This is a genomic window from Kitasatospora sp. NPDC127116, from assembly GCF_042677365.1.
Taxonomy (GTDB): Bacteria; Actinomycetota; Actinomycetes; order Streptomycetales; family Streptomycetaceae; genus Kitasatospora; species Kitasatospora lactacystinica.
On record NZ_JBHXTL010000105.1, the window covers coordinates 17,713 to 36,829 of the forward strand.

Annotated in this window: 19 protein-coding genes and 1 riboswitch; of the genes, 8 read left to right on the forward strand and 11 right to left on the reverse strand. The window is 71.7% G+C overall.

The features are described from left to right. The first annotated feature begins 121 nt into the window (after positions 1-121). The 6 genes from ACFVHV_RS32220 to ACFVHV_RS32245 all read left to right on the forward strand — a co-directional run bounded on the left by ACFVHV_RS32220 (position 122) and on the right by ACFVHV_RS32245 (position 8,604). Positions 122-1,147, forward strand: a complete 1,026-nt coding sequence (locus tag ACFVHV_RS32220; RefSeq protein WP_380355817.1) for a carbohydrate ABC transporter permease — start codon at positions 122-124, stop codon at positions 1,145-1,147. After that, entirely contained in the window at positions 1,144-1,974 is an 831-nt protein-coding gene (locus tag ACFVHV_RS32225) for a carbohydrate ABC transporter permease (RefSeq protein ID WP_359904543.1), read from the forward strand. The genes ACFVHV_RS32220 and ACFVHV_RS32225 overlap by 4 nt, the downstream gene beginning before the upstream one ends. A gap of 6 nt (positions 1,975-1,980) precedes the next feature. Beyond that, positions 1,981-3,534, forward strand: coding sequence for a glycoside hydrolase family 3 protein (locus ACFVHV_RS32230; RefSeq protein WP_359904540.1), 1,554 nt, complete (start codon positions 1,981-1,983; stop codon positions 3,532-3,534). A 456-nt stretch (positions 3,535-3,990) separates the two neighbouring features. Further along, a complete protein-coding gene (locus ACFVHV_RS32235) occupies positions 3,991-5,271 on the forward strand; it encodes an extracellular solute-binding protein (RefSeq protein WP_359904537.1) in 1,281 nt (426 codons plus the stop codon). Positions 5,272-5,510: 239 nt separating this feature from the next. Beyond that, complete coding sequence (locus tag ACFVHV_RS32240) at positions 5,511-6,596, forward strand: SIS domain-containing protein (RefSeq protein WP_359904534.1); 1,086 nt, start codon at positions 5,511-5,513, stop codon at positions 6,594-6,596. A gap of 487 nt (positions 6,597-7,083) precedes the next feature. Further along, positions 7,084-8,604, forward strand: a complete 1,521-nt coding sequence (locus ACFVHV_RS32245; protein ID WP_359904532.1) for a PAS domain-containing sensor histidine kinase — start codon at positions 7,084-7,086, stop codon at positions 8,602-8,604. Between the two features lie 585 nt (positions 8,605-9,189). Here the strand turns inward: ACFVHV_RS32245 and ACFVHV_RS32250 are convergent. Together ACFVHV_RS32250 and ACFVHV_RS32255 are read right to left on the reverse strand one after the other, a co-directional pair. Next, positions 9,190-9,441, reverse strand: a complete 252-nt coding sequence (locus tag ACFVHV_RS32250; RefSeq protein ID WP_014138019.1) for a WhiB family transcriptional regulator — start codon at positions 9,439-9,441, stop codon at positions 9,190-9,192. A 368-nt stretch (positions 9,442-9,809) separates the two neighbouring features. Then, positions 9,810-10,781 (reverse strand): diacylglycerol kinase family protein, encoded by a 972-nt coding sequence (locus ACFVHV_RS32255; protein ID WP_359904529.1) that lies wholly within the window; start codon positions 10,779-10,781, stop codon positions 9,810-9,812. A 50-nt stretch (positions 10,782-10,831) separates the two neighbouring features. On the opposite strand from ACFVHV_RS32255, the gene ACFVHV_RS32260 reads away from it, so the two are divergent. Beyond that, entirely contained in the window at positions 10,832-11,260 is a 429-nt protein-coding gene (locus tag ACFVHV_RS32260; RefSeq protein WP_359904526.1) for a hypothetical protein, read from the forward strand. Between the two features lie 64 nt (positions 11,261-11,324). Here ACFVHV_RS32260 and ACFVHV_RS32265 read toward each other — a convergent pair whose 3' ends face one another. The 8 genes from ACFVHV_RS32265 to sodN form a co-directional block, all read right to left on the reverse strand. Continuing rightward, complete coding sequence (locus ACFVHV_RS32265) at positions 11,325-12,338, reverse strand: SigB/SigF/SigG family RNA polymerase sigma factor (RefSeq protein ID WP_380355824.1); 1,014 nt, start codon at positions 12,336-12,338, stop codon at positions 11,325-11,327. A gap of 180 nt (positions 12,339-12,518) precedes the next feature. Next, complete coding sequence (locus tag ACFVHV_RS32270) at positions 12,519-12,929, reverse strand: anti-sigma regulatory factor (RefSeq protein ID WP_359904520.1); 411 nt, start codon at positions 12,927-12,929, stop codon at positions 12,519-12,521. Positions 12,930-13,117: 188 nt separating this feature from the next. Further along, a complete protein-coding gene (locus ACFVHV_RS32275) occupies positions 13,118-13,594 on the reverse strand; it encodes a GNAT family N-acetyltransferase (RefSeq protein WP_359904517.1) in 477 nt (158 codons plus the stop codon). 10 nt (positions 13,595-13,604) lie between these two features. Next, complete coding sequence (locus ACFVHV_RS32280) at positions 13,605-13,988, reverse strand: nuclear transport factor 2 family protein (RefSeq protein WP_359904514.1); 384 nt, start codon at positions 13,986-13,988, stop codon at positions 13,605-13,607. Positions 13,989-14,075: 87 nt separating this feature from the next. Then, entirely contained in the window at positions 14,076-15,068 is a 993-nt protein-coding gene (locus ACFVHV_RS32285) for an ABC transporter substrate-binding protein (protein WP_359904511.1), read from the reverse strand. Between the two features lie 28 nt (positions 15,069-15,096). Beyond that, positions 15,097-15,846, reverse strand: a complete 750-nt coding sequence (locus ACFVHV_RS32290) for an ABC transporter ATP-binding protein (RefSeq protein WP_380355833.1) — start codon at positions 15,844-15,846, stop codon at positions 15,097-15,099. Between the two features lie 86 nt (positions 15,847-15,932). Beyond that, the gene (locus ACFVHV_RS32295; RefSeq protein ID WP_380355828.1) at positions 15,933-16,997 is read right to left on the reverse strand and encodes a FecCD family ABC transporter permease; all 1,065 of its coding nucleotides are present in this window, start codon (positions 16,995-16,997) and stop codon (positions 15,933-15,935) included. Positions 16,998-17,104: 107 nt separating this feature from the next. Continuing rightward, a riboswitch (cobalamin riboswitch) is annotated at positions 17,105-17,255 on the reverse strand. A gap of 88 nt (positions 17,256-17,343) precedes the next feature. Continuing rightward, a complete protein-coding gene (gene sodN / locus ACFVHV_RS32300) occupies positions 17,344-17,739 on the reverse strand; it encodes a superoxide dismutase, Ni (protein WP_045699892.1) in 396 nt (131 codons plus the stop codon). A 273-nt stretch (positions 17,740-18,012) separates the two neighbouring features. Here sodN and sodX point away from each other — a divergent pair, with 273 nt between their 5' ends. Then, a complete protein-coding gene (sodX, locus tag ACFVHV_RS32305) occupies positions 18,013-18,375 on the forward strand; it encodes a nickel-type superoxide dismutase maturation protease (RefSeq protein ID WP_380355836.1) in 363 nt (120 codons plus the stop codon). Here sodX and ACFVHV_RS32310 read toward each other — a convergent pair. Beyond that, entirely contained in the window at positions 18,372-18,959 is a 588-nt protein-coding gene (locus ACFVHV_RS32310; RefSeq protein WP_359904503.1) for a CGNR zinc finger domain-containing protein, read from the reverse strand. The two genes, sodX and ACFVHV_RS32310, sit on opposite strands and share 4 nt — an antisense overlap. Positions 18,960-19,117: the final 158 nt, after the last annotated feature.

Genomic DNA, 19,117 nt, shown 5'->3' on the forward strand with positions numbered 1-19,117 from the left:
TGCGTTACGCTTCTAAACCCTAACCTTTAGGGCTGGCGTGCGGGGTCGCACCCGGGCGCCGGGGGGGGGGGGGTTGCGCGACGCCTTCCGTCGTGGTCGGGTTTGCAAGGAAGAGAGAACGATGGCTGCGCAGTCGGAACGGGTGCAGACACAGTCCCCGGAACCAACGAATTCCGTGGTGGCGTCGACAGACAAGTCCACCACCCCCGGTGCCGAGCGCACCCCGAGGAGGAGCGGCAGACCGTCGGACGGGCCCAGTGCGGCCTCCAGGTTCGCCCCCTACCTACTGCTGCTGCCGGCCATCGCGGCGACCCTCGTCCTGCTGGTCTGGCCGCTGATCGAGACGGTGGTGGTCTCGGCCCAGAACCTCAACAGGCGGCAGTTCATCCAGCACCTGACCGAGTGGACGGGCTTCTCCAACTACACCGATCAGCTGGGTAGTTCGGAGTTCTGGTCGATCACCCTGCGCACGGTGGTCTTCACGCTGGTCAACGTCGTGCTGATCATGGTGTTCGGCACGCTGGTCGGCCTGCTGCTCAACACCCTCGGCAAGCGGATGCGGCTGCTGCTCTCGGTCGGCCTGCTGCTGGCCTGGGCGATGCCGGTGGTCGCCGCGACCACCGTCTACACCTGGCTCTTCGACCAGAACTTCGGTGTCGTCAACTGGTTCCTGGACAAGCTGGGCTGGCACGCCATGGCCCACTTCAACTGGACCAGCGGCCAGTACTCCACCTTCTTCGTGATCATCCTGCTGATCGTGTGGCAGTCGGTCCCGTTCGTGGCGTTCAACATGTACGCGGGCCTGACCACGATCCCCAAGGAGCTCTACGAGGCCGCCCGGATGGACGGCGCCGGCTCGGGCAAGATCTGGACCTCGGTGATCTACCCGATCATGAAGCCCTTCCTCCTGGCCACGACCTTCCTGGAGGTCATCTGGGTGTTCAAGGCCTTCACCCAGGTCTACCTGATCAACAAGGGCGGACCGGACGGCCTGACCCGCACCCTGCCGGTGCACGCCTTCCTCGAAGGCATCGGGTCGCAGCACTTCGGCGTCGGCTCCGCGATCGCGGTGCTCACCATCGTGATGCTGGGCGCGCTGATGGCCTACTACTTCCGCATCATTCTCAAGCAGGAGGACGAGCTGTGAGGCGCTCGCTCATCGGACGCACCTGGCCGAACCTGATCGCGGTCGTCCTCTTCGTCTTCTTCATCTTCCCCGTCTACTGGATGTTCTCGACCGCGTTCAAGCAGAACAAGGACATCGTCAGCCGGGACCCCGTCTTCCTGCCGCTGAACGGCACGTTCGAGCACTTCGACCGGGCCGTGCACGTCCCGAACTTCTGGACGTACGTCAGCAACAGCCTGATCGTCACCGTCGGCGCGGTGCTCGGCTCGCTGGTGATCGCCACCCTGGCCGCCTTCGCGATCGCCCGGATGCGCTTCCGCGGCCGCAAGGGCTTCGTCCTGGTCGTGATGGCCGCCCAGATGGCGCCCTGGGAGGTCATGATCATCGCGGCCTACCTGATCGTCCGCGACAGCGAGATGCTCAACAGCCTGGTGCCGCTGACCGCCTTCTACCTGATGATGGTGCTGCCCTTCACGATCTGGACGCTGCGCGGCTTCATCGCCGCCGTGCCCAAGGAGCTGGAGGAGTCGGCCATGGTGGACGGCTGCACCCGCACCCAGGCCTTCGTGAAGGTGATCTTCCCGCTGCTCGCCCCCGGCCTGATGTCGACCTCGCTGTTCGGCTTCATCACCGCGTGGAACGAGTTCCCGCTGGTCAACATGTTGAACAAGAACGAGACGGCGCAGACCCTCCCGGTCTGGCTCTCCTCGTTCCAGACCGCGTTCGGCACCGACTGGGGCGCGACCATGGCCGCGTCCACCCTCTTCGCCGTGCCGATCCTGATCCTGTTCATCTTCCTGCAGCGCAAGGCGGTCAACGGACTGACCGACGGCGCAGTGAAGGGCTGAGTCAACGTGAGCATCCTCGTTCCCACCGTGCCGGACAGCGACCAGCTGCACCGTGACGCCCTGACCGTCCTCCAGCCCGGCTTCGTCGGCACCGAGCCGCCGGAGTGGCTGCGCCGCCACCTCGCCGCGGGCCTCGGCTCGGTCGCGCTGTTCGACCGCAACGTGGTCGACCTCGACCAGCTGTCCGCGCTCACCGGTGCGCTGCGCGCCGAGAACCCCGACCTGCTGATCGCGATCGACGAGGAGAGCGGCGACGTCACCCGGCTGGAGGCGGGCTCCGGCTCGTCCTGGCCCGGCAACCTCGCGCTCGGCGCGATCGACGACCCGGCGCTGACCCGGGACGTCGCCCGCGAGCTGGGCCGGGCGCTGGCCGCGGCCGGCGTCAACTACAACTGGGCGCCCACCGCGGACGTCAACTCCAACCCGCGCAACCCGGTCATCGGGGTCCGCTCCTTCGGCGCCGACCCCGAGCTGTGCGCCCGGCACACCGCCGCCTGGGTGGAGGGCCTGCAGTCGGCCGGCGTGGCCGCCTGCTCCAAGCACTTCCCCGGCCACGGCGACACCGCGGTGGACTCGCACCACGGGCTGCCCGTCATCGACGTCGACCTGGACGTGCTGCGGGCCCGTGACCTGATCCCGTTCCAGGCGGCGATCGCGGCCGGCACCAAGGCCGTGATGACCGCCCACATCATGATCCCGGCGCTGGACCCGAAGCTGCCCGCCACCCTGAGCCCGGCCGTGCTGCGCGACCTGCTGCGCGCGGCCCCGGCCGACGGCGGCCTCGGCTACCAGGGCCTGATCGTCAGCGACGCGATCGAGATGGGCGCCATCGCCGACACCTTCGGGATGGGCGAGGGCACCGTGCTGGCCCTGGCGGCCGGCGCGGACGCGATCTGCGTCGGCGGCGGGCTCGCCGACGAGGAGACCGTGCTGATGCTGCGCGACGCCATCGTGGCGGGCGTGCGCTCCGGCCGGCTCGCCGAGGAGCGGCTGGCGGACGCGGCCGCGCGGGTGCGGGCGCTGGGCAGCTGGGGCCGGATCGCGGCCCAGGGCGAGCGGGTCGAGCCGGACCTGGCGGTCGGTCTGCGGGCCGCGCGCCGGGCGCTCAGGGTGGTCCGGGCGCCGGGCCTGACCGTGCCGCCGGTGAGCGAGCGCCCGTACGTGGCCTCGTTCTCGGACGAGCCGAACATCGCCGTCGGCGACGTCACCCCGTGGGGTGTGGCGGGCATGCTGGCCGACCGCTTCCCCGGCACCCGCACCCGCGAGGTGTCGGCGGCCGACGCCGCGCCGGAGCTGCTGGACGCGCTGGTCGACGAGGTGCTGGCCGCCGCCGAGGGCCGCCGCCTGGTGCTGGTGGTCCGCGACGCGCACCGGCACGGGTGGATGGCCGCCGCGCTGGGCCGTCTGGTGGCGGCCCGGCCGGACGCCGCCGTGGTCGAGATGGGCCTGCCCCAGTCCGAGCCGGTCGGGGCGCTCCACATCGCCACCCACGGCGCCGCCCGGGTCTGCGGACTGGCGGCCGTGGAGGTCCTCACCGGGCAGCCGGGAGCGATCGGCTGAACCGTTCGACGAGACGTCACCGGCCGTGTCCGGTGGGCGTCGGCCAACGGGCCCGTCATGCGCATGTCGCATGGCGGGCCCGTTCCGTTTCCCCGGCGTTGACCTGCGGGTTCGTCGAGTGACCGTGTTCCCTCAAGTGGGCCTTAAATCCACCTTAAGGCCCACTTAGGGTGACGGAACGACAACTGGCGGCCACGCGGTACAACAGCTCTGCAACGGCCGTCCCAAGGAGGGCTTTTGGTCGTTGACACCACCTATGGTCTAGGCCAGAGTCCAGACATCCGGTTCGAGATTCAACCTCGCCGGATGTGGTATCGGCCCACCCCGAAGCTCTTCGCCGCCCCCTGTCCGGACTCTCCGCCGCGGGCGCCAATCATGCTGCCGGCGGGCAAGACGGCTCTACAACCCTCGGAGGACGGCGTGAAGAAGCGTCAGCTCATCTCGACGCTCGGGACCATGGCACTGGCAGTCGGTCTGACGGCCTGTTCCTCGACCGCGAAGCCGGCGGGCGACAGCGGCGCGGGCGGCTCCGCGGACCCGAAGGCCGCCGGCGGCACCGTCACCGTCTGGCTGATGGACGACGCCCAGAAGAACTGGCCGGACCTGGTCCAGCGGGTCAACGACGAGTTCGCGGCGAGGTACCCGAACGTCAGCCTCAAGCTCGTGTACCAGGGCTGGGCCGACAAGGTGGGCAAGCTCGACAAGGCCATCGCCGACGGCAACGCCCCCGACGTGGTCGAGCTGGGCAACACCGAGACCATGAAGTACGTGCTCTCCGGCGCGCTGGCCCCGGTGGACCGCAGCACCTTCGACAACTCCGACAGCTGGATCAAGGCGCTCGCCAACACCTGCACCTACCAGGACAAGCTCTGGTGCGTGCCCTACTACGCCGGCTCCCGGGTCGCCATCTACAACTCCGCCGCCTTCCAGCAGGCCACCGGCAGCGCCGACTTCCCGAAGACCGAGGCGGACCTGCTGGCCGCGCTGGACAAGGTCGCGGACCGCAACAAGGCCGACAAGACCTACTCCCCGCTCTACCTGCCCGGCCCGTACTGGTACGCCGCGATGAGCTACGTGGCCGCGTACGGCGGCAGCATCGCCAAGTTCGACAGCTCCGGCAACTGGCACGGCACCCTGCACGACCCCAAGTCCCAGCAGGGCGTCAGCCACTTCGTCGACCTGGTGCGCAAGTACAACAAGGGCGACCTGACGGTGAACGAGCAGAACCAGTTCGAGTCGATGGCCCGCGGGCACGCCGCGTCCTTCTACGGCAACGGCTACGAGGCGGCCAGCGTCACCGCCCCGGTCACCGGCGACCCGAGCCTCAAGGACGCCGTCAAGGTGGCCACCATGCCCGGCCCCGACGGCAAGCCGCTGCCGACCTTCATCGGCGGCTCCGACCTCGCCGTCACCGCCAAGTCCCAGCAGGTGGCGCTGGCGACCGACTGGATCCGGATGTTCACCAGCACCAAGTCCGAGCAGGCGCTGGCCGACAAGGACATCCTGCCGAACAACCTGACCCAGCTGAACCCGCTGAAGAACAAGCCGACCACCGCCGCCGCGGCCAACGCCGTCCCGGACGCCTGGTTCACCCCGCTGGCCCCCGGCTGGGCCGCGGTCGAGAAGCAGAAGGTCATCCCGGACATGCTGACCGCGATCCTCAAGGGCAAGTCGGTGGACCAGGCCACCAAGGAGGCCGACGCCGCGATCGACCAGCTGATCAACAAGGCGTCCTGACCTTCCGTCGCGCCCGCGGCCACGCGCCCCTCCCGACCGTGCGGGCGCGTGCCGCGGGCGTGCGCCGCCGGGGCGCGCCGGGTGCGCGCGGGCGTGCGGACGGAGGTGCCCGGCGGCAGGTGCGACCGTAGGATTGCCGCACGAAGGACCGCAGCGAGTGTGCGGACTCGCCGCCGTGGAGGTCCCCGCCGGGCAGCCGCCCGAGCGGGGTCGAACCGTCTCATCGGAGGCAGACCCAGATGTCCGACCCGCAGACCGTTCCCGTCCCCGGCCGGATCATGGCGGCGGAGATGGCCGAGCAGCCGGCCGTTCTCCGGCGCATCCTCGACGAGGGCGCCCCGAAGATCCGCGAGGTCGCCGCGCAGATCGCCGCCCGCAACCCGCGCTTCGTCCTGCTCACCGCGCGCGGCACGTCCGACAACGCCGCGCTGTACGCCAAGTACCTGATCGAGATCCTGCTCGGCAAGCCGGCCGGCCTGACCTCGATGTCCACCACCACCGCGTACGGCGCCAAGCCGGACCTCACCGACGTCCTGGTCGTCACCGTCAGCCAGTCCGGCGGCTCGCCCGACCTGGTGGCCTCCACCAAGGCGGCCCGCGAGGCCGGCGCCATCACGCTCGCGGTGACCAACAACGCCGCCTCGCCGCTGGCCGAGGTCTCCGAGTTCCACATCGACGTGCTGGCCGGCCCGGAGAAGGCGCTGCCGGCCACCAAGACCTACACCGCCGAACTGCTGGCGCTCTACCTGCTGGTCGAGGGCCTCGCGGAGGCATGGGGGCACTCCCGGCCGAGGGCCGGGGGAGGCTCGGCCGCCGAGGAGCTGCCGGGCCTGGCCGCCGGGGTGCTGGCCCGCAAGGCGGAGGTGAAGGCGCTGGCCGAGCGCTACCGCTTCGCCCAGCGCCTGGTCATCACCTCGCGCGGCTACGGCTACCCGACCGCCCGCGAGGCGGCGCTCAAGCTGATGGAGACCACCTACATCCCGGCCACCCCGTTCTCCGGCGCCGACCTGCTGCACGGCCCGCTGGCCATGGTGGACAACGTCTCGCCGGTCATCGCGATCGTCCCGGACGGCAAGGGCGGCGAGGCCCTCCAGCCGGTGCTGGACCGGCTGCGCGGGCGCGGCGCGGACCTGATGGTGGTCGGGCAGCAGGCGCAGGTGGAGGCCGCCTCGGCGGGCTTCGCGCTGCCGGCCGGCGTGCCGGAGGAGGTGCAGCCGATCCTGGAGATCCTGCCGCTGCAGCTGCTGGCCTACGAGATCACCATCGCCCGCGGCCAGGACCCGGACGCCCCGCGCGCCCTGGCGAAGGTCACCGAGACCAGGTAGGCCCCCGCGGACGCGATTCGGCCCCGGTCCACAGGCTGTGGACCGGGGCCGAATCGCTGAGCGGCCGGACGTGGTTCAGGGGGGCCGAAAACACTACGGGCCACGGCGCCGACACGGGACCCTCAACCCATGCGGCACCGCAGCCCGGAGCTGTCGTCGGGCACCGGATCCGGTCGAGAACTGTGCGGGGTCCTCGATCGTCGGCGTCCGACCGAGGAGGGGCCGCGCGCGGTCAGGGCAGTTGCGCGGGGGCCTCTCCTTGGTGCTCTTTCATTGTGGACTAGACCAATCTCGGTTGTCCAGGCCTCTCGGAAAATTGGTCTAAACAACTCCGGAGGGTGCGCGGGAGGGCGCGCAGGAGGGTGCACGGCAGGGCGTGCGGCAGGGCGTGCTGAAGGGCGTGCCGAAGGGCGTGCGGCAGGGCCCCGCAGGGCCCGCCCACCGGTCCGCCGCGCCCCGCCCGGACCGGCGGCGCTACCCTCGCCATGTGCCCTCGCTGAACGAACTCGTCCGCCGCCACACCACCCTCACCGGGGCCGATGTGGAATGGCTCCACCACCTGGTCTCGGAGTGGCAGCTGCTCTCCGACCTCTCCTTCGCCGACCTGGTGCTGTGGATCCCCACCTGGGACGGCATCCGCTACGTCTCGGTGGCGCAGATGCGGCCCAACACCGGGCCCACCTCCTACCAGGACGACATGGTCGGCCACCTCGTCCCGCGCGGCCGCCGTCCGCTGCTGGACGCCGCCTTCGACGAGGGCCGGATCGTGCGCGAGGGCGACCCGGAGTGGCGCGAGGAGGTCCCGGTCCGGGTCGAGTCGATCCCGGTCCGGCGCGAGGGCAAGGTGCTGGGCGTGATCGCGCGCAACACCAACCTGCTGACCGTGCGGACCCCGAGCCGGCTGGAGCTCACCTACCTCCAGAGCGCCTCCGACCTGGCCCAGATGATCGCGGCCGGCTCCTTCCCCTACCCCAACGTCGAGCAGGCCGACATGGACGCCGCCCCCCGGGTCGGCGACGGCCTGATCCGGCTGGACGCGGACGGCATCGTCACCTACGCCAGCCCCAACGCCCTCTCCGCCTACCACCGCCTCGGCCTCACCACCGACCTGGTCGGTAGCCACCTCGGCCGGGCCACCGCCGATCTCGCCCCGCCGTCCCGCTCGGCCGTCCACGAGGCGCTGGTGAAGCTGGCGAGCGGCTGGGCGCCCCGGCAGACCGAGGTGGAGGCGCAGGGGGGAGTGGTGACCCTGCGGGCGATCCCGCTCAAGCCCAAGGGCACCCTGACCGGTTCGCTGGTGCTCTGCCGGGACGTCACCGAGCTGCGCCGCCGCGACCGCGAGCTGATGACCAAGGACGCCACCATCCGGGAGATCCACCACCGGGTGAAGAACAACCTCCAGACCGTCGCGGCCCTGCTGCGGCTGCAGTCCCGCCGGATGGAGTCGGAGTCCGGCCGGGCCGCACTGGACGAGGCGGTGCGCCGGGTCGGCTCGATCGCGATCGTGCACGAGACGCTCTCCCAGGCGCTGGACGAGCAGGTGGCCTTCGACGAGATCGCCGACCGGGTGCTGGCGATGGTGATGGAGCTGTCCCAGGACGGCCGGGTGGCGACCCGGCGCACCGGCAGCTTCGGCATCCTGTCCGCCGAGGTGGCCACCCCGCTGTCGATGGTGCTGACCGAGCTGCTCCAGAACGCCCTTGAACACGCGTTCGGACCGACCGCCTCCGGGAACCTGGAGGTCAGTGCCCTGCGCGGGCGGGCGCCGGCGACCGGCGCGGGCTGGTCGGAGAGCTGGAACGGCGGCGCCCGGCCGGAGGAGTACCTGCTGATCACGGTGCAGGACGACGGCCGCGGCATGCCGGAGGGCTTCGACCCGAAGACGGCGGGCAACCTCGGGCTGCAGATCGTCCGGACGCTGGCCACCGGTGAGCTGGGCGGCACCTTCGACATGGTGGCCGGCCCGGACGGCGGGACCAAGGTGGTCCTGGAGATCCCGGTCCGCTGAGGTCCGGTGCGCGAGGCCCGGTCCGCTGTGGCCCGGTCCGGCGGGATCCCGCCGGGAATCCGTGGCGCGAAGGCGTACGGACACGCGCGAAGGTGTGTGGCGGGGGCGCGTGCTCGGATCAAGCGCCGGGTCCGCGCTCCGCACTCCGGAGTGCGGAACCAGAGCGTGGGGCCGGACGCGCAACCGGGACGCCGGGTCGGGATGCCCGACCGGAGCGCCGAGCCGGGGCGCGCGACCGGCGTGCCCGACCGGGGTGCGGAAACAGAAACGAGGCCCTGTCGACCGGGGGGGGTGGGTCGACAGGGCCTCTCAACCCGTTCCGGCCGTCGGGGGGAGTCGGCCGGAGCGGGGGCTCTGGGTGGTGCGACACCTCGCCGGTGCGTTGCACACGGTGAGCGCCACAGCTCCACGATATTGCTCTCAGTGAACAGTATCAAGTGTCTGGGCGGGTCCGGTGTCGCGGGACCCGGCAGGGCAAGGTCCTTTGTGCGGAAGGCTTCACCAGGAGGTGCAGGGAAGCCTTTGATCATGTGTCGATCGGTACTGCGGTCACTGCTGGTGCTACGGCGTGTGATCGCTGGGCGATCAGGCGGTGCGGGCCCGGTTGCGGGCGGCGCGGCGCTTCATCGCGCGACGCTCGTCCTCGCTCATGCCGCCCCAGACGCCGGCGTCCTGGCCGGTCTCGAGCGCCCACTGGAGGCACTGCTCCATCACCGGACAGCGGCGGCACACGGCCTTGGCTTCCTCGATCTGCAGCAGAGCAGGACCGGTGTTCCCGATCGGGAAGAACAGCTCCGGGTCCTCTTCGCGGCAGACAGCGCGGTGGCGCCAGTCCATGGTCGTCCAACTCCTCCTGCCGCGGGGGGTGGCCCGATCGGCACAATCGAATGGCTTGTGAATGTGAACGCTTTCACGAATCCCGCAACAGCAAAAGAGACCAAAGGCCCGTCGGGCCCGGGTGGTCTGTGCTGGGGGGATTCGGCGATTCGAGGGACACCCCGCGGTCGGCGCTCCTGTGGTTCCGGAGTTGCCGTCGCTGCGATGTGTCCCGATCGCCATGTAGAGGTTCGCAAACCTCGGGCTCGGATACAACCCCCTTCGGGGAGGAATTTTGGATTCTTCGGTGTCGCCTAGCTCACAGCCAGTACTTCTATGGAGTGAAGGGGGCTTGTGCGTTCGAGAAGAAGGAGGAACCCCCCTTCCAGTCACACAATCACACGCAGTGCCCGCCGTACGCCTGTGAAACTGACGCGACTCCTGTCTCCAAGATGGTCCCCGTCGACCTGGAACGGCGCCGGTTCCTCCGAAACCAAGGTGAAGTGTCTGACGTCGTGATAGGAGACGACGTGCTTCCCGGAAGGGCCCATCGGAGGGGCGCCGTCACCCGAAGGCGCGTACGACCGCAGGATCTGACGGACCGTTCGAGCCGTGCCGAACGCCGTCATCCGGGTGATGCCGAAGACGTCCAGATCCGTGTCGAAGGAGGCGAGCGGTGAGGGGTAGACCGGCCGGTTGCCGAGGAAGGTCCAGGGCGAGGTGTTGCTGACTATCGACAGCACCAGGCCCGGAACCCGCTCGCGGCCCGGCATTTCCAGGGAGATCGGGCCGGAGCGGCGCTGCTCACGCTGGGTGAAGTAGTGCCGCAGGGCCTGGCCGACGTACAGGGCGTGGGTGGACTTGCGCCCGGCCCGGCGCTGCTCCTCGACCCGGCCGACCACACCGGCGTCGAAGCCGAGGCCGGCGGTGAAGGTGAACCAGCGGTCCGGCAGGCCGTCGGTCATCGCCTTGCCCAGCCCGATCGGCCGCTCCCGGCCGTGCTCCAGCGCGTCCAGCAGGGCACCGGTCGCCTCGACCGGGTCGTTGGGCAGGCCCAGCGCGCGGGCGAACACATTGGTCGAACCGCCCGGCACCACGGCCAGTCGCGGGACCTTCTCGCCCGGGCCGTGCGCCAGCAGCCCGTTCACCACCTCGTTGACGGTGCCGTCCCCGCCCAGCGCCACCACCAGGTCGACCGTGCCGTCCTCCGCCGCCCCGCGGGCCAGGTCGCGCGCGTGGCCCCGGTACTGGGTCTCGGCGACCTCCAGCTTGAGATCGCTGCGCAGGGCGTGGATCAGGACGTCCCTGGTCCGGCCACTGGTGGTGGTGGCCTTGTGGTTCACGACCAGGAGAGCGCGCATGGGGAAAGCCTACGGGTCGGTACGGACCGACCGGCGGCTACCCTGCTGGAGTGACCGCAGAAACCTCCGCACCCGCACCCACGGCCGGCGCCGGCCGACCGGCCTCCCTGACCCTGGGCGCCGCCATCACGGCCCTGGAGGGCATCGCGCTGGCCGTCGTCGGCGTCCTGGACATGGTGGCCGCACTGTCCGGCCAGGCCAAGCAACTGGCCCTCAACGAGTTCGGCGGAGCGGTCATCGTGCTGCTCGGCGTGCTGCCGGTGCTGGCCGCCCTCGCACTGCTCAAGGAGCGCCGCTGGGGCCGCAGCCCGGCGGTGCTGACCAACTCGATCTGCCTGCCGGTCGCCTACTACATGTTCGAGAGCGGCGGCACGGCGATCGTGTTCGGCGTGCTGATCGGCGTGCTCGGCCTGGTGGGCATCGGCTGCCTGCTGAACCCGAAGTCGACGGCGGCCCTGTACGCCCCGTCCGAGAACTAGGGGCGTACAGGGCCGGGGCAGGGGATCGGACGGCCGCCGAGCCGGAGCTGAGCGGCCGTCAGTCCTACTCCTCCACCAGGAGCTTCTCCCGCAGCTGGGCCAAGGTCCGGGCGAGCAGCCGGGACACGTGCATCTGGGAGATCCCCACCTCGGCGGCGATCTGCGACTGGGTCATGTTCCGGAAGAACCGCAGCACCAGGATCTTCTGCTCCCGGGGCGGCAGTTGGGCCAGCAGCGGCTTGAGCGACTCGCGGTACTCGACGCCCTCCAGCGCCTCGTCGGTCGCGCCCAGGGTGTCCGCGACGGCCGGCGACTCGTCGTCGCTGTCCGGCACGTCCAGCGAGAGCGTGGAGTACGCGTTGGCGGACTCCAGGCCCTCCAGGACGTCCTCCTCCGAGATCCCCAGGTGCTCGGCCAGCTCGTGCACCGTGGGGGAGCGGCCGTGCCGCTGGGAGAGCTCGCTGGTCGCCGTGGTGAGCGACAGCCGCAGCTCCTGGAGGCGGCGCGGGACCCGCACCGCCCAGCCCTTGTCGCGGAAGTGCCGCTTGATCTCCCCGACGATGGTCGGCGTCGCGTAGGTGGAGAACTCGACCCCGCGCTCGTGGTCGAAGCGGTCCACGGACTTGATCAGGCCGATGGTGGCGACCTGGGTCAGGTCGTCCAGCGGCTCGCCCCGGTTGCGGAAGCGCCGGGCCAGGTGCTCGACCAGCGGGATGTGCATCCGCACCAGCTGGTTGCGCAGCTCGACGCGCTCCGGGGAGCCCTCGGGCAGTGCGGACAGCCGGACGAACAGCGCGCGGGCGGCCTCCCGGTCCGGGGCGCCGGTGCGGTGCGAGCCCTGGGCGGGCACGGCGCTGTGCGGCTCGGCCTCGACCGCCGGGTCCGTCTCGCCCGCCGGGTCCGGCGGGGGCACGGAGGCAGGCGTCGGCTCGGACGTCGGCTCGGTGGGGTGGCTCATCCGCTGGGCGTCCTTCGGGTGCGCTTCGTCGTTGGCGGCGAGGCCGGGAACGCTCGCCTGGGTCGGTACGGCGGGTCCCGCCGTCGCGAGGCCGGTACGGTCCAGATCACTCACGGCCATTCCCCCGTTCCGTTCCGGGAGCACCGGGGCCGGTGGCCCCGGAATCGTCTCGTTGGTCGTACCGCGTGGGTGGCGGTACCGGGAGCCGTCCGTCGGAACCCCGGTCGGGGGAGCGGCGGACGGCCCTTGCGCGGGTGGTGCTCGGTGCTGCTCGGTCGTGCGGTTCGGCCCGGCGCCCGGCTAGTGGGCGGGGGATCCGCCGCGCTTCTTGTTCAGGCTGATCGACACGGTCTTGTCCGCGCCGACCGAGGAGTCGACCTCGCCGGCCAGGGCGGAGAGCACCGTCCAGGCGAAGGTGTCCCGCTCGGGGGCCTTGCCGTCGGTGGTCGGGGCCGAGACGGTGACCTTCAACGAGTCGCCGACCAGCCGGAACTCGCAGGACAGTACGGACCCGGGCACCGCCTGCTGGAGCAGGATGGCGCAGGCCTCGTCGACCGCGATCCGCAGATCCTCGATCTCGTCGAGCGTGAAGTCCAGCCGGGCCGCCAACCCGGCCGTCGCTGTTCGCAGGACGGAGAGGTAGGCCCCCGCTGCGGGCAGCCGGACCTCCACGAAGTCCTGAACACCGAGATCGCCGTCGATCTGGGACACCCTTGCCTCCTGGGTGGCGCGCTGTGCTTTCTTGGTACCCCGCTTGTTACCGCTTGCTACCCCCGTAGGGGGCCCGGCGTCACGCATCCACCATCGCTCTGCCCTCCGCACCCCGGTTCGGGAGTTACTCATGGTAAGGCATTGCGACGCAGGGTGGCAGACCCTTTCGCCGGTCTCCGGACGGCCGTTCAGCGCCGCCCGGCTTCGGCCAGGGCCTCGCCGGTGAGCCGGTAGACCGTCCACTCGTCCATCGGCACCGCGCCGATCGCCTTGTAGAAGTCGATCGAGGGCTGGTTCCAGTCCAGGACCGACCACTCGACCCGGGAGTAGCCGCGCTCGACGGCGATCCGGGCGAGCTCCAGCAGCAGCGCCTTGCCGTGGCCGCCGCCGCGCGCCTGCGGACGGACGTACAGGTCCTCCAGGTAGATCCCGTGAGTGCCGCGCCAGGTCGAGAAGTTGCGGAACCACACCGCGAAGCCGACCGGCTCGCCGGTGGCCTCGTCCTCGGCGATCAGCCCGAACAGGGCCGGGTTCTCGCCGAACAGGGCGTCGTGCAGCTGCTCCTCGGTGGCCTTCGCCTCGTGCAGGGCCTGCTCGTAGTCCGCGAGTTCGCGGATCATGGCGTGGATGACGGGAACGTCGGTGGCGACGGCGGTGCGGATCATGCCTGTGAGCCTACTGCTCGGGACCCGTCTCGTCCCAGGCCTGGACGGAGGTCTGGTCGACGATCCGGCCGTCCCGCAGCACGGCCATCGAGGACATCAGCACCCGGACGCCGTCGGGGTACCGGCAGGACTCCAGGAAGGCGGCGTGGTCGCCCTGGACCACCACCTGTTCCAGCTTGTGGGTCATCTCGCGGCCGTAGACGTCGTCCAGCATGGCGCCGATCTCCTCCCGGCCGTGCATCACCAGGGGGTGGCTGGGCTGGGTCTTGCGATCGACCATGCGCAGTTCGGCGTCCTGCGCGTAGAGCGCCAGGAGGGTCTCGGCGTCGCAGCGCTCGATGCCCTCGCGCAGGGCGCGGGTGTCGAAGGCGCCGGGGGTCGCCATCGTGGTCATGATCTCGCTCCTCCGGTCGGGTTCCGTCGGCTCGTACCTTGAGCGTACGCCCGCGGCCACCGCCCCGGAGGAGCGGACCGGGGGCCGTCAGCGGGCCGGCACGGTGCGCAGGTACTCGGCCAGCGCGCCGACCGCGGCCGGGTTGCGCGGGCTCTCCACCAGGTCGACGTAGTCCATGACGAAGATCCGGTCGTTCCTGACCGCGGAGACGTTGGCCAGCGGCGGGAAGGACTTCAGGAACTTCCGCTTCTCCTCGGCCCCGGGCGTCGCGTAGTCGTTGATCACGATCACCTCCGGGTCGCGCTGCACCACGCCCTCCCAGCCGGCCGTGACCCAGGTGTCGGCGAGGTCGCCCATGATGTTGCTCCCGCCGGCCTTGGCGATGATCTCGTTGGCGGCGGCGAACTTCCCGGCGGTGTACGGCTTGTCCTGCCCGCTGTCGTACAGGAAGACGGACGGGCGGCGCTCGGGCTGCGGGACGGCGGCGATCTGCGCCTTGAAGTCCGCGATCAGCCGGTCGGAGCGGTCCTTGACGTCGAAGATCTCGCCGAGGTTGGCCAGGTCGGTGTAGAGGGCCTCCAGCGGGTCCATCACGCCGCGCTCGGTGCCCTTGCCGCTGCGGCAGGACTCGCTGAGCACGTACGAGTCGACGCCGAGCGCCTTGAAGGCCTGCGGGGTGACGCCGGCGCCCTCGTCGAAGCCGTAGTGCCAGCCGGCGAGGACCAGGTCGGCCCGGGCGTCGAGGGCGATCTCCTTGGTGAGCACCTTCTTGGACAGCCAGGTGGTCTGCTGGTAGCCGTCCTTCCAGGCCACCTTGTCGATCCGGCCCTTGTCGTCGGGCATCACGTAGCCGGCCATCCGGTCGGCGAGGCCGAGGGAGAGCATCAGCTCGGTGATGTTGACGTCGTTGGTCACCACCCGGGCGGGCTTCTGCGCGAAGGTGAGCTTCTGCCCGCAGTTGTCCACCGTCACCGGGTAGTGGGCGGAGGCGGTGGCGGCCTCCTTCGGGGCGATCTCGGCGCCGCAGGCGGTGAGTCCGAGGACGAGCAGGGCGGCGGTGGCAACGGCCTTGGTGCGCAAGGTGGTTCCTCTGGGCAGGCGGGACGGGTCAGGAGGAGGGGGCGAGCCGGTCGAACAGCAGCTGGAGGGCGCCGGTCTCCGGGTGCCGCACCGGGGTGGCGCGGACGCCGAACACCTCGGCCAGCAGGGCGGGGCGGAGCACCTCGTGGGGCGGGCCGGAGGCGACGATCCGCCCGGCCCGCAGCACGTAGACCAGGTCGCAGTGGCCGGCCGCCAGGTTGAGGTCGTGCAGCGCGGTGAGCACCGTCGGGCCGGCCTCGCGGGCGAGCGCCAGCACCTCCAACTGGTGGGCGATGTCGAGGTGGTTGGTGGGTTCGTCCAGCACCAGCAGGCGCGGTTCCTGGACCAGCGCGCGGGCGAACAGCACCCGCTGCTTCTCGCCCCCGGACAGGCTCAGGAAGCCGCGCTCGGCGAGGTGCCCGGCCCGGACCTTGCGCAGCGCCCCGGCGCAGCGCTCCGCGTCCCCGTCGGCCGGGGAGCCGAAGCCGCGGCGGTGCGGCAGCCGGCCCATGGCGACGACCTCGGCGACGGTGAAGTCGAACTCGGCGGAGTGCTCCTGGGTCAGCGCGGCCACCCGGCGGGCCGTGTCGCGGGCGCTCAGGGCGTGCAGGTCGTCGCCGGCCAGCCGGACCACGCCGCCGGCCGGCTTCAGCACCCGGTAGACGCAGCGCAGCAGGGTCGACTTGCCGCTGCCGTTCGGGCCGACCAGCCCGACCACCTGCCCGGCGGCGGCCGCCAGGTTCACCTCGTGGACCAGCCGGGTGCCGGCCAGCTCCACCGAGACGGCGTCGACGGCGAGGTCCTGGGCCCGCGCCGGGTCGGGCGCGGCCGGGCCGGTCGGGTCGGTCGCCGTGGTCACGTCGGTCACCGGGTTCCTCCGAGGGCCTGGCCGCGGCGGCGCATCATCAGCAGGAAGGCGGGCACGCCGAGCACCGCGGTGAACACCCCGACGGGCAGTTCGGCGGGTGCCAGCAGGGTGCGCGAGGCGATGTCCACCCAGACCAGCAGCAGTGCCCCGGCGAGCGGCGCGATCACCAGCACCCGGCGGTGCCCGGCGCCGACCAGCATCCGCGCCAGGTGCGGCATCAGCAGCCCGACGAAGCCGATCGCCCCGCTGACCGCGACCACGGTGCCGGTGACGGCGGCGGTCACCACGAACAGCTCGCGGCGCAGCCGGTCCGGGTCCACGCCGAGCGAGGCGGAGGTCTCGTCGCCCATGGCGAGCGCGTCCAGCCGTCCGGCGGCGCAGGCCAGGTACGCGAGGCCGGCCACCACCGTGACGGCGGCGATCGGCACCTTGCCCCAGGTGGCGCCGCCGAGGCTGCCGAGCAGCCACATCATGGCGTCCCGGGCGGCCTCGCCGCGGTCGGCGGCGAAGACCATCAGGGTGGTGGCGGCGGAGAAGCCGTAGGACAGCGCGGTGCCGGTGAGCACCAGGCGCAGCGGGGTGAGTCCGTACGCGGTGCGGGCGGCGAGGTAGACGAGCGTCATGGCGGCCAGCGCGGAGCCGAAGGCGGAGGCGGAGATCGCCCACACCCCGAGCGAGGCGAAGGCGCCGAAGAGCAGGACGGCGTTGGCGCCGACGGCCGCGCCGGAGGAGATGCCGAGCACGAAGGGGTCGGCCAGCGCGTTGCGCACCAGGGCCTGGACGGCGACCCCGCAGGCGGCGAGTCCGGCGCCGACGACGGCGGCCAGCACGGTGCGCGGCAGCCGGATCTCCCAGACGATCGCGTACGCGGCCGCCTCGTCCGCGTCCAGCCGTCCGCCGGTGAGCCCGGCGCCCAGCAGCCGCAGCACCCGGGGCAGGCCGAGTCCGGAGGAGCCGAGGGCGACCCCGCAGAGCAGCGACAGCAGCAGGGCGGCGACGAGGCCGGCGGCGAGCGGGACGACGGGTATTCGACGGGTGGGCGGGCCGACTGCACGGTCCACGACTGCACGGTCCACGGGTGCGCCTTGCCTCGGGCCGCGGGTGCGCCGGGGCGGGCGCCGGCCGAAGGCGTGCCTGGGCGCCGTTCCCCTCGCAGTCCGCGGCGAGTTGTCGGGAGTTCAGCGGCCGGGGGCGATCGGGCTGGCGCGGGCCGTACGGGCTGGTACGGGCCGTGCTCACCGTTGCGGGTCAGCGCCGGATTCACACCGGACTTCCCCCTCGGACGCCCTGGCAGCATAACAGCCACTCAGGGCAGGCAACCCTTACCGGCCCTGGGCGGGCCGGGAACGCGCGACCGCCCCCGTCCGGCGGTGCGGACGGGGGCGGTCGGGTGGCGACGCGTCAGGCTCAGGCCTGCTTGGTCTCCCAGAAGATCTTGTCGACCTCGGCGATCAGGTCCAGCAGGGCCTGGCCGGTGGCCGGGTCGGTGGACGCCTTGGCGGCCGAGGCGGCCTTCAGGGTGTCGTTGATCAGCTGGTGCAGCTGCGGGTACTTCTCGAAGTGCGGGGCCTTGAAGTAGTCGCTCCACAGCACCGAGATGTGGTGCTTGACGGCCTCGGCGCGCTGCTCCTTGATGATGATGGCGCGGGCGCGGAAGTGCGGGTCCTCGTTGGCCTGGTACTTCTCCTGGGTGGCCTTGACCGACTCGGCCTCCAGCTTGGCCTGCGCCGGGTCGTACACGCCGCAGGGCAGGTCGCAGTGGGCGTGGGCGGTGGCGCGAGGTGCAAACAGACGAGAGAACATGGGAGTCCTTCCTTAGATCGTCTTCCCGCGCCCGAGATTACCCTTCCGGCCTCGCCGTTTCGCGATCGGGCGGCGGGCCTAGGGCAAAAGACGGACCAGGAACCGGGGTAATCCGGACATCGGACCGGTGACGGTCCGTACGGCAGACTGGGGGCGGGCGGAGCAGGAGGAGGAGTCGTGGCGCGGAGCACGCGACCGCAGGACGCCGGGGCCGGGGGGCCGGACCGGGGCGGCGCGCTGCCGTTCGGACTGGTCGACGTGGCGGGGCCGTCGATGGTCCCGACCCTGCGCGAGGGCGACCAGCTGCTGGTCCGCTACGGCGCGCCGATCCGGCCGGGCGCGGTGGTGGTCTTCCGGCACCCCTTCCAGCAGGACCTGCTGGTGGTGAAGCGGGCCGCCGAGCGCCGGGCCACGGGCTGGTGGCTGCTCTCCGACAACCGCCCGGTGGACAGCGACAGCCGCAGCTACGGCGCCGTGCCGGACGAGCTGGTGCTCGGCCGGGTGCTGCTGCGGCTGCGCCCGAGCCCGGTCTGGCTGGCGCCGGGGCGCCGGCTGGAGCGGCTGCTGCTCACCCCGCGGCTGGCCCGGGTGCCGGGCCTCGCCCGCCGGCTCGGTGCCTGGGTGGAGGACGTCTAGGACCCGCCCCGGGCCGCCGCCTCCGCCTCCTGGCGCTTGCGGGCCCGGTAGGCGGCCACGTTGGCGCGGGTCGCGCAGCGGTCCGAGCAGTAGCGGCGGGAGCGGTTGGTCGAGGTGTCCAGGTAGGCGTTGCGGCAGGGCGCGGCCTGGCAGATGCCGAGCCGGTCGGCGCCCAGCTCGGTCAGGTGGACGGCCAGGCCCATGCAGGCGACCGCGGTGAAGTGCGCGGTGGCGGTGGGGGAGTTGTCGGCCAGGTGCAGGTGCCAGCGCGGTCGTCCGGCGTCGTCCAGGTAGTCGTGCCCGGAGACCAGCGGGCTGACCGGGTACTCCATCAGCAGGCTGTTCAGCAGGTCGACGCCGCGGATCTCGTCCCCCTCCGCGGCGGCCTCGAAGACCCCGCGCAGCCGGGTCCGCACCGCCCGCAGCCGGGGCAGGTCGGACTCGTCGGCGAGCGCGGCGGCCCGCGCGGAGTCGGAGAACAGGCCGCGCACGGCCTCCACGGAGGTCAGCGTGTCGGTGCCGCGCTCGGGCTCCTCGGTGTTCACCAGCCGAACGGCGAGATCGGCGTAGGCGGCGAGCTCCACAGGGGTCCTTCCAGGTTCGGTAACGGGCTGACTGCCTCCAGCCTATTACCCGGGCGGAGCTCCGGCCTCTTTTCCCTGGCGGGAGGGCGTCGGGGCCCCCCTGCCGCCCCGAACGACCACGCCGCCGACCACGCAGGGCGCTCCCCCGACACGAAGTG

Coding starts and splice junctions, on each gene's coding strand:
- ACFVHV_RS32220 (WP_380355817.1), top strand. CDS start 122: ATGGCTGCGCAGTCGGAACGGGTGCAGACACAGTCCCCGGAACCAACG.
- ACFVHV_RS32235 (WP_359904537.1), top strand. CDS start 3,991: ATGGCACTGGCAGTCGGTCTGACGGCCTGTTCCTCGACCGCGAAGCCG.
- ACFVHV_RS32240 (WP_359904534.1), top strand. CDS start 5,511: ATGTCCGACCCGCAGACCGTTCCCGTCCCCGGCCGGATCATGGCGGCG.
- ACFVHV_RS32250 (WP_014138019.1), bottom strand. CDS start 9,441: ATGGACTGGCGCCACCGCGCTGTCTGCCGCGAAGAGGACCCGGAGCTG.
- ACFVHV_RS32255 (WP_359904529.1), bottom strand. CDS start 10,781: ATGCGCGCTCTCCTGGTCGTGAACCACAAGGCCACCACCACCAGTGGC.
- ACFVHV_RS32265 (WP_380355824.1), bottom strand. CDS start 12,338: ATGGCCGTGAGTGATCTGGACCGTACCGGCCTCGCGACGGCGGGACCC.
- ACFVHV_RS32275 (WP_359904517.1), bottom strand. CDS start 13,594: ATGATCCGCACCGCCGTCGCCACCGACGTTCCCGTCATCCACGCCATG.
- ACFVHV_RS32280 (WP_359904514.1), bottom strand. CDS start 13,988: ATGACCACGATGGCGACCCCCGGCGCCTTCGACACCCGCGCCCTGCGC.
- sodN (WP_045699892.1), bottom strand. CDS start 17,739: ATGTTCTCTCGTCTGTTTGCACCTCGCGCCACCGCCCACGCCCACTGC.
- sodX (WP_380355836.1), top strand. CDS start 18,013: ATGGTCCCGACCCTGCGCGAGGGCGACCAGCTGCTGGTCCGCTACGGC.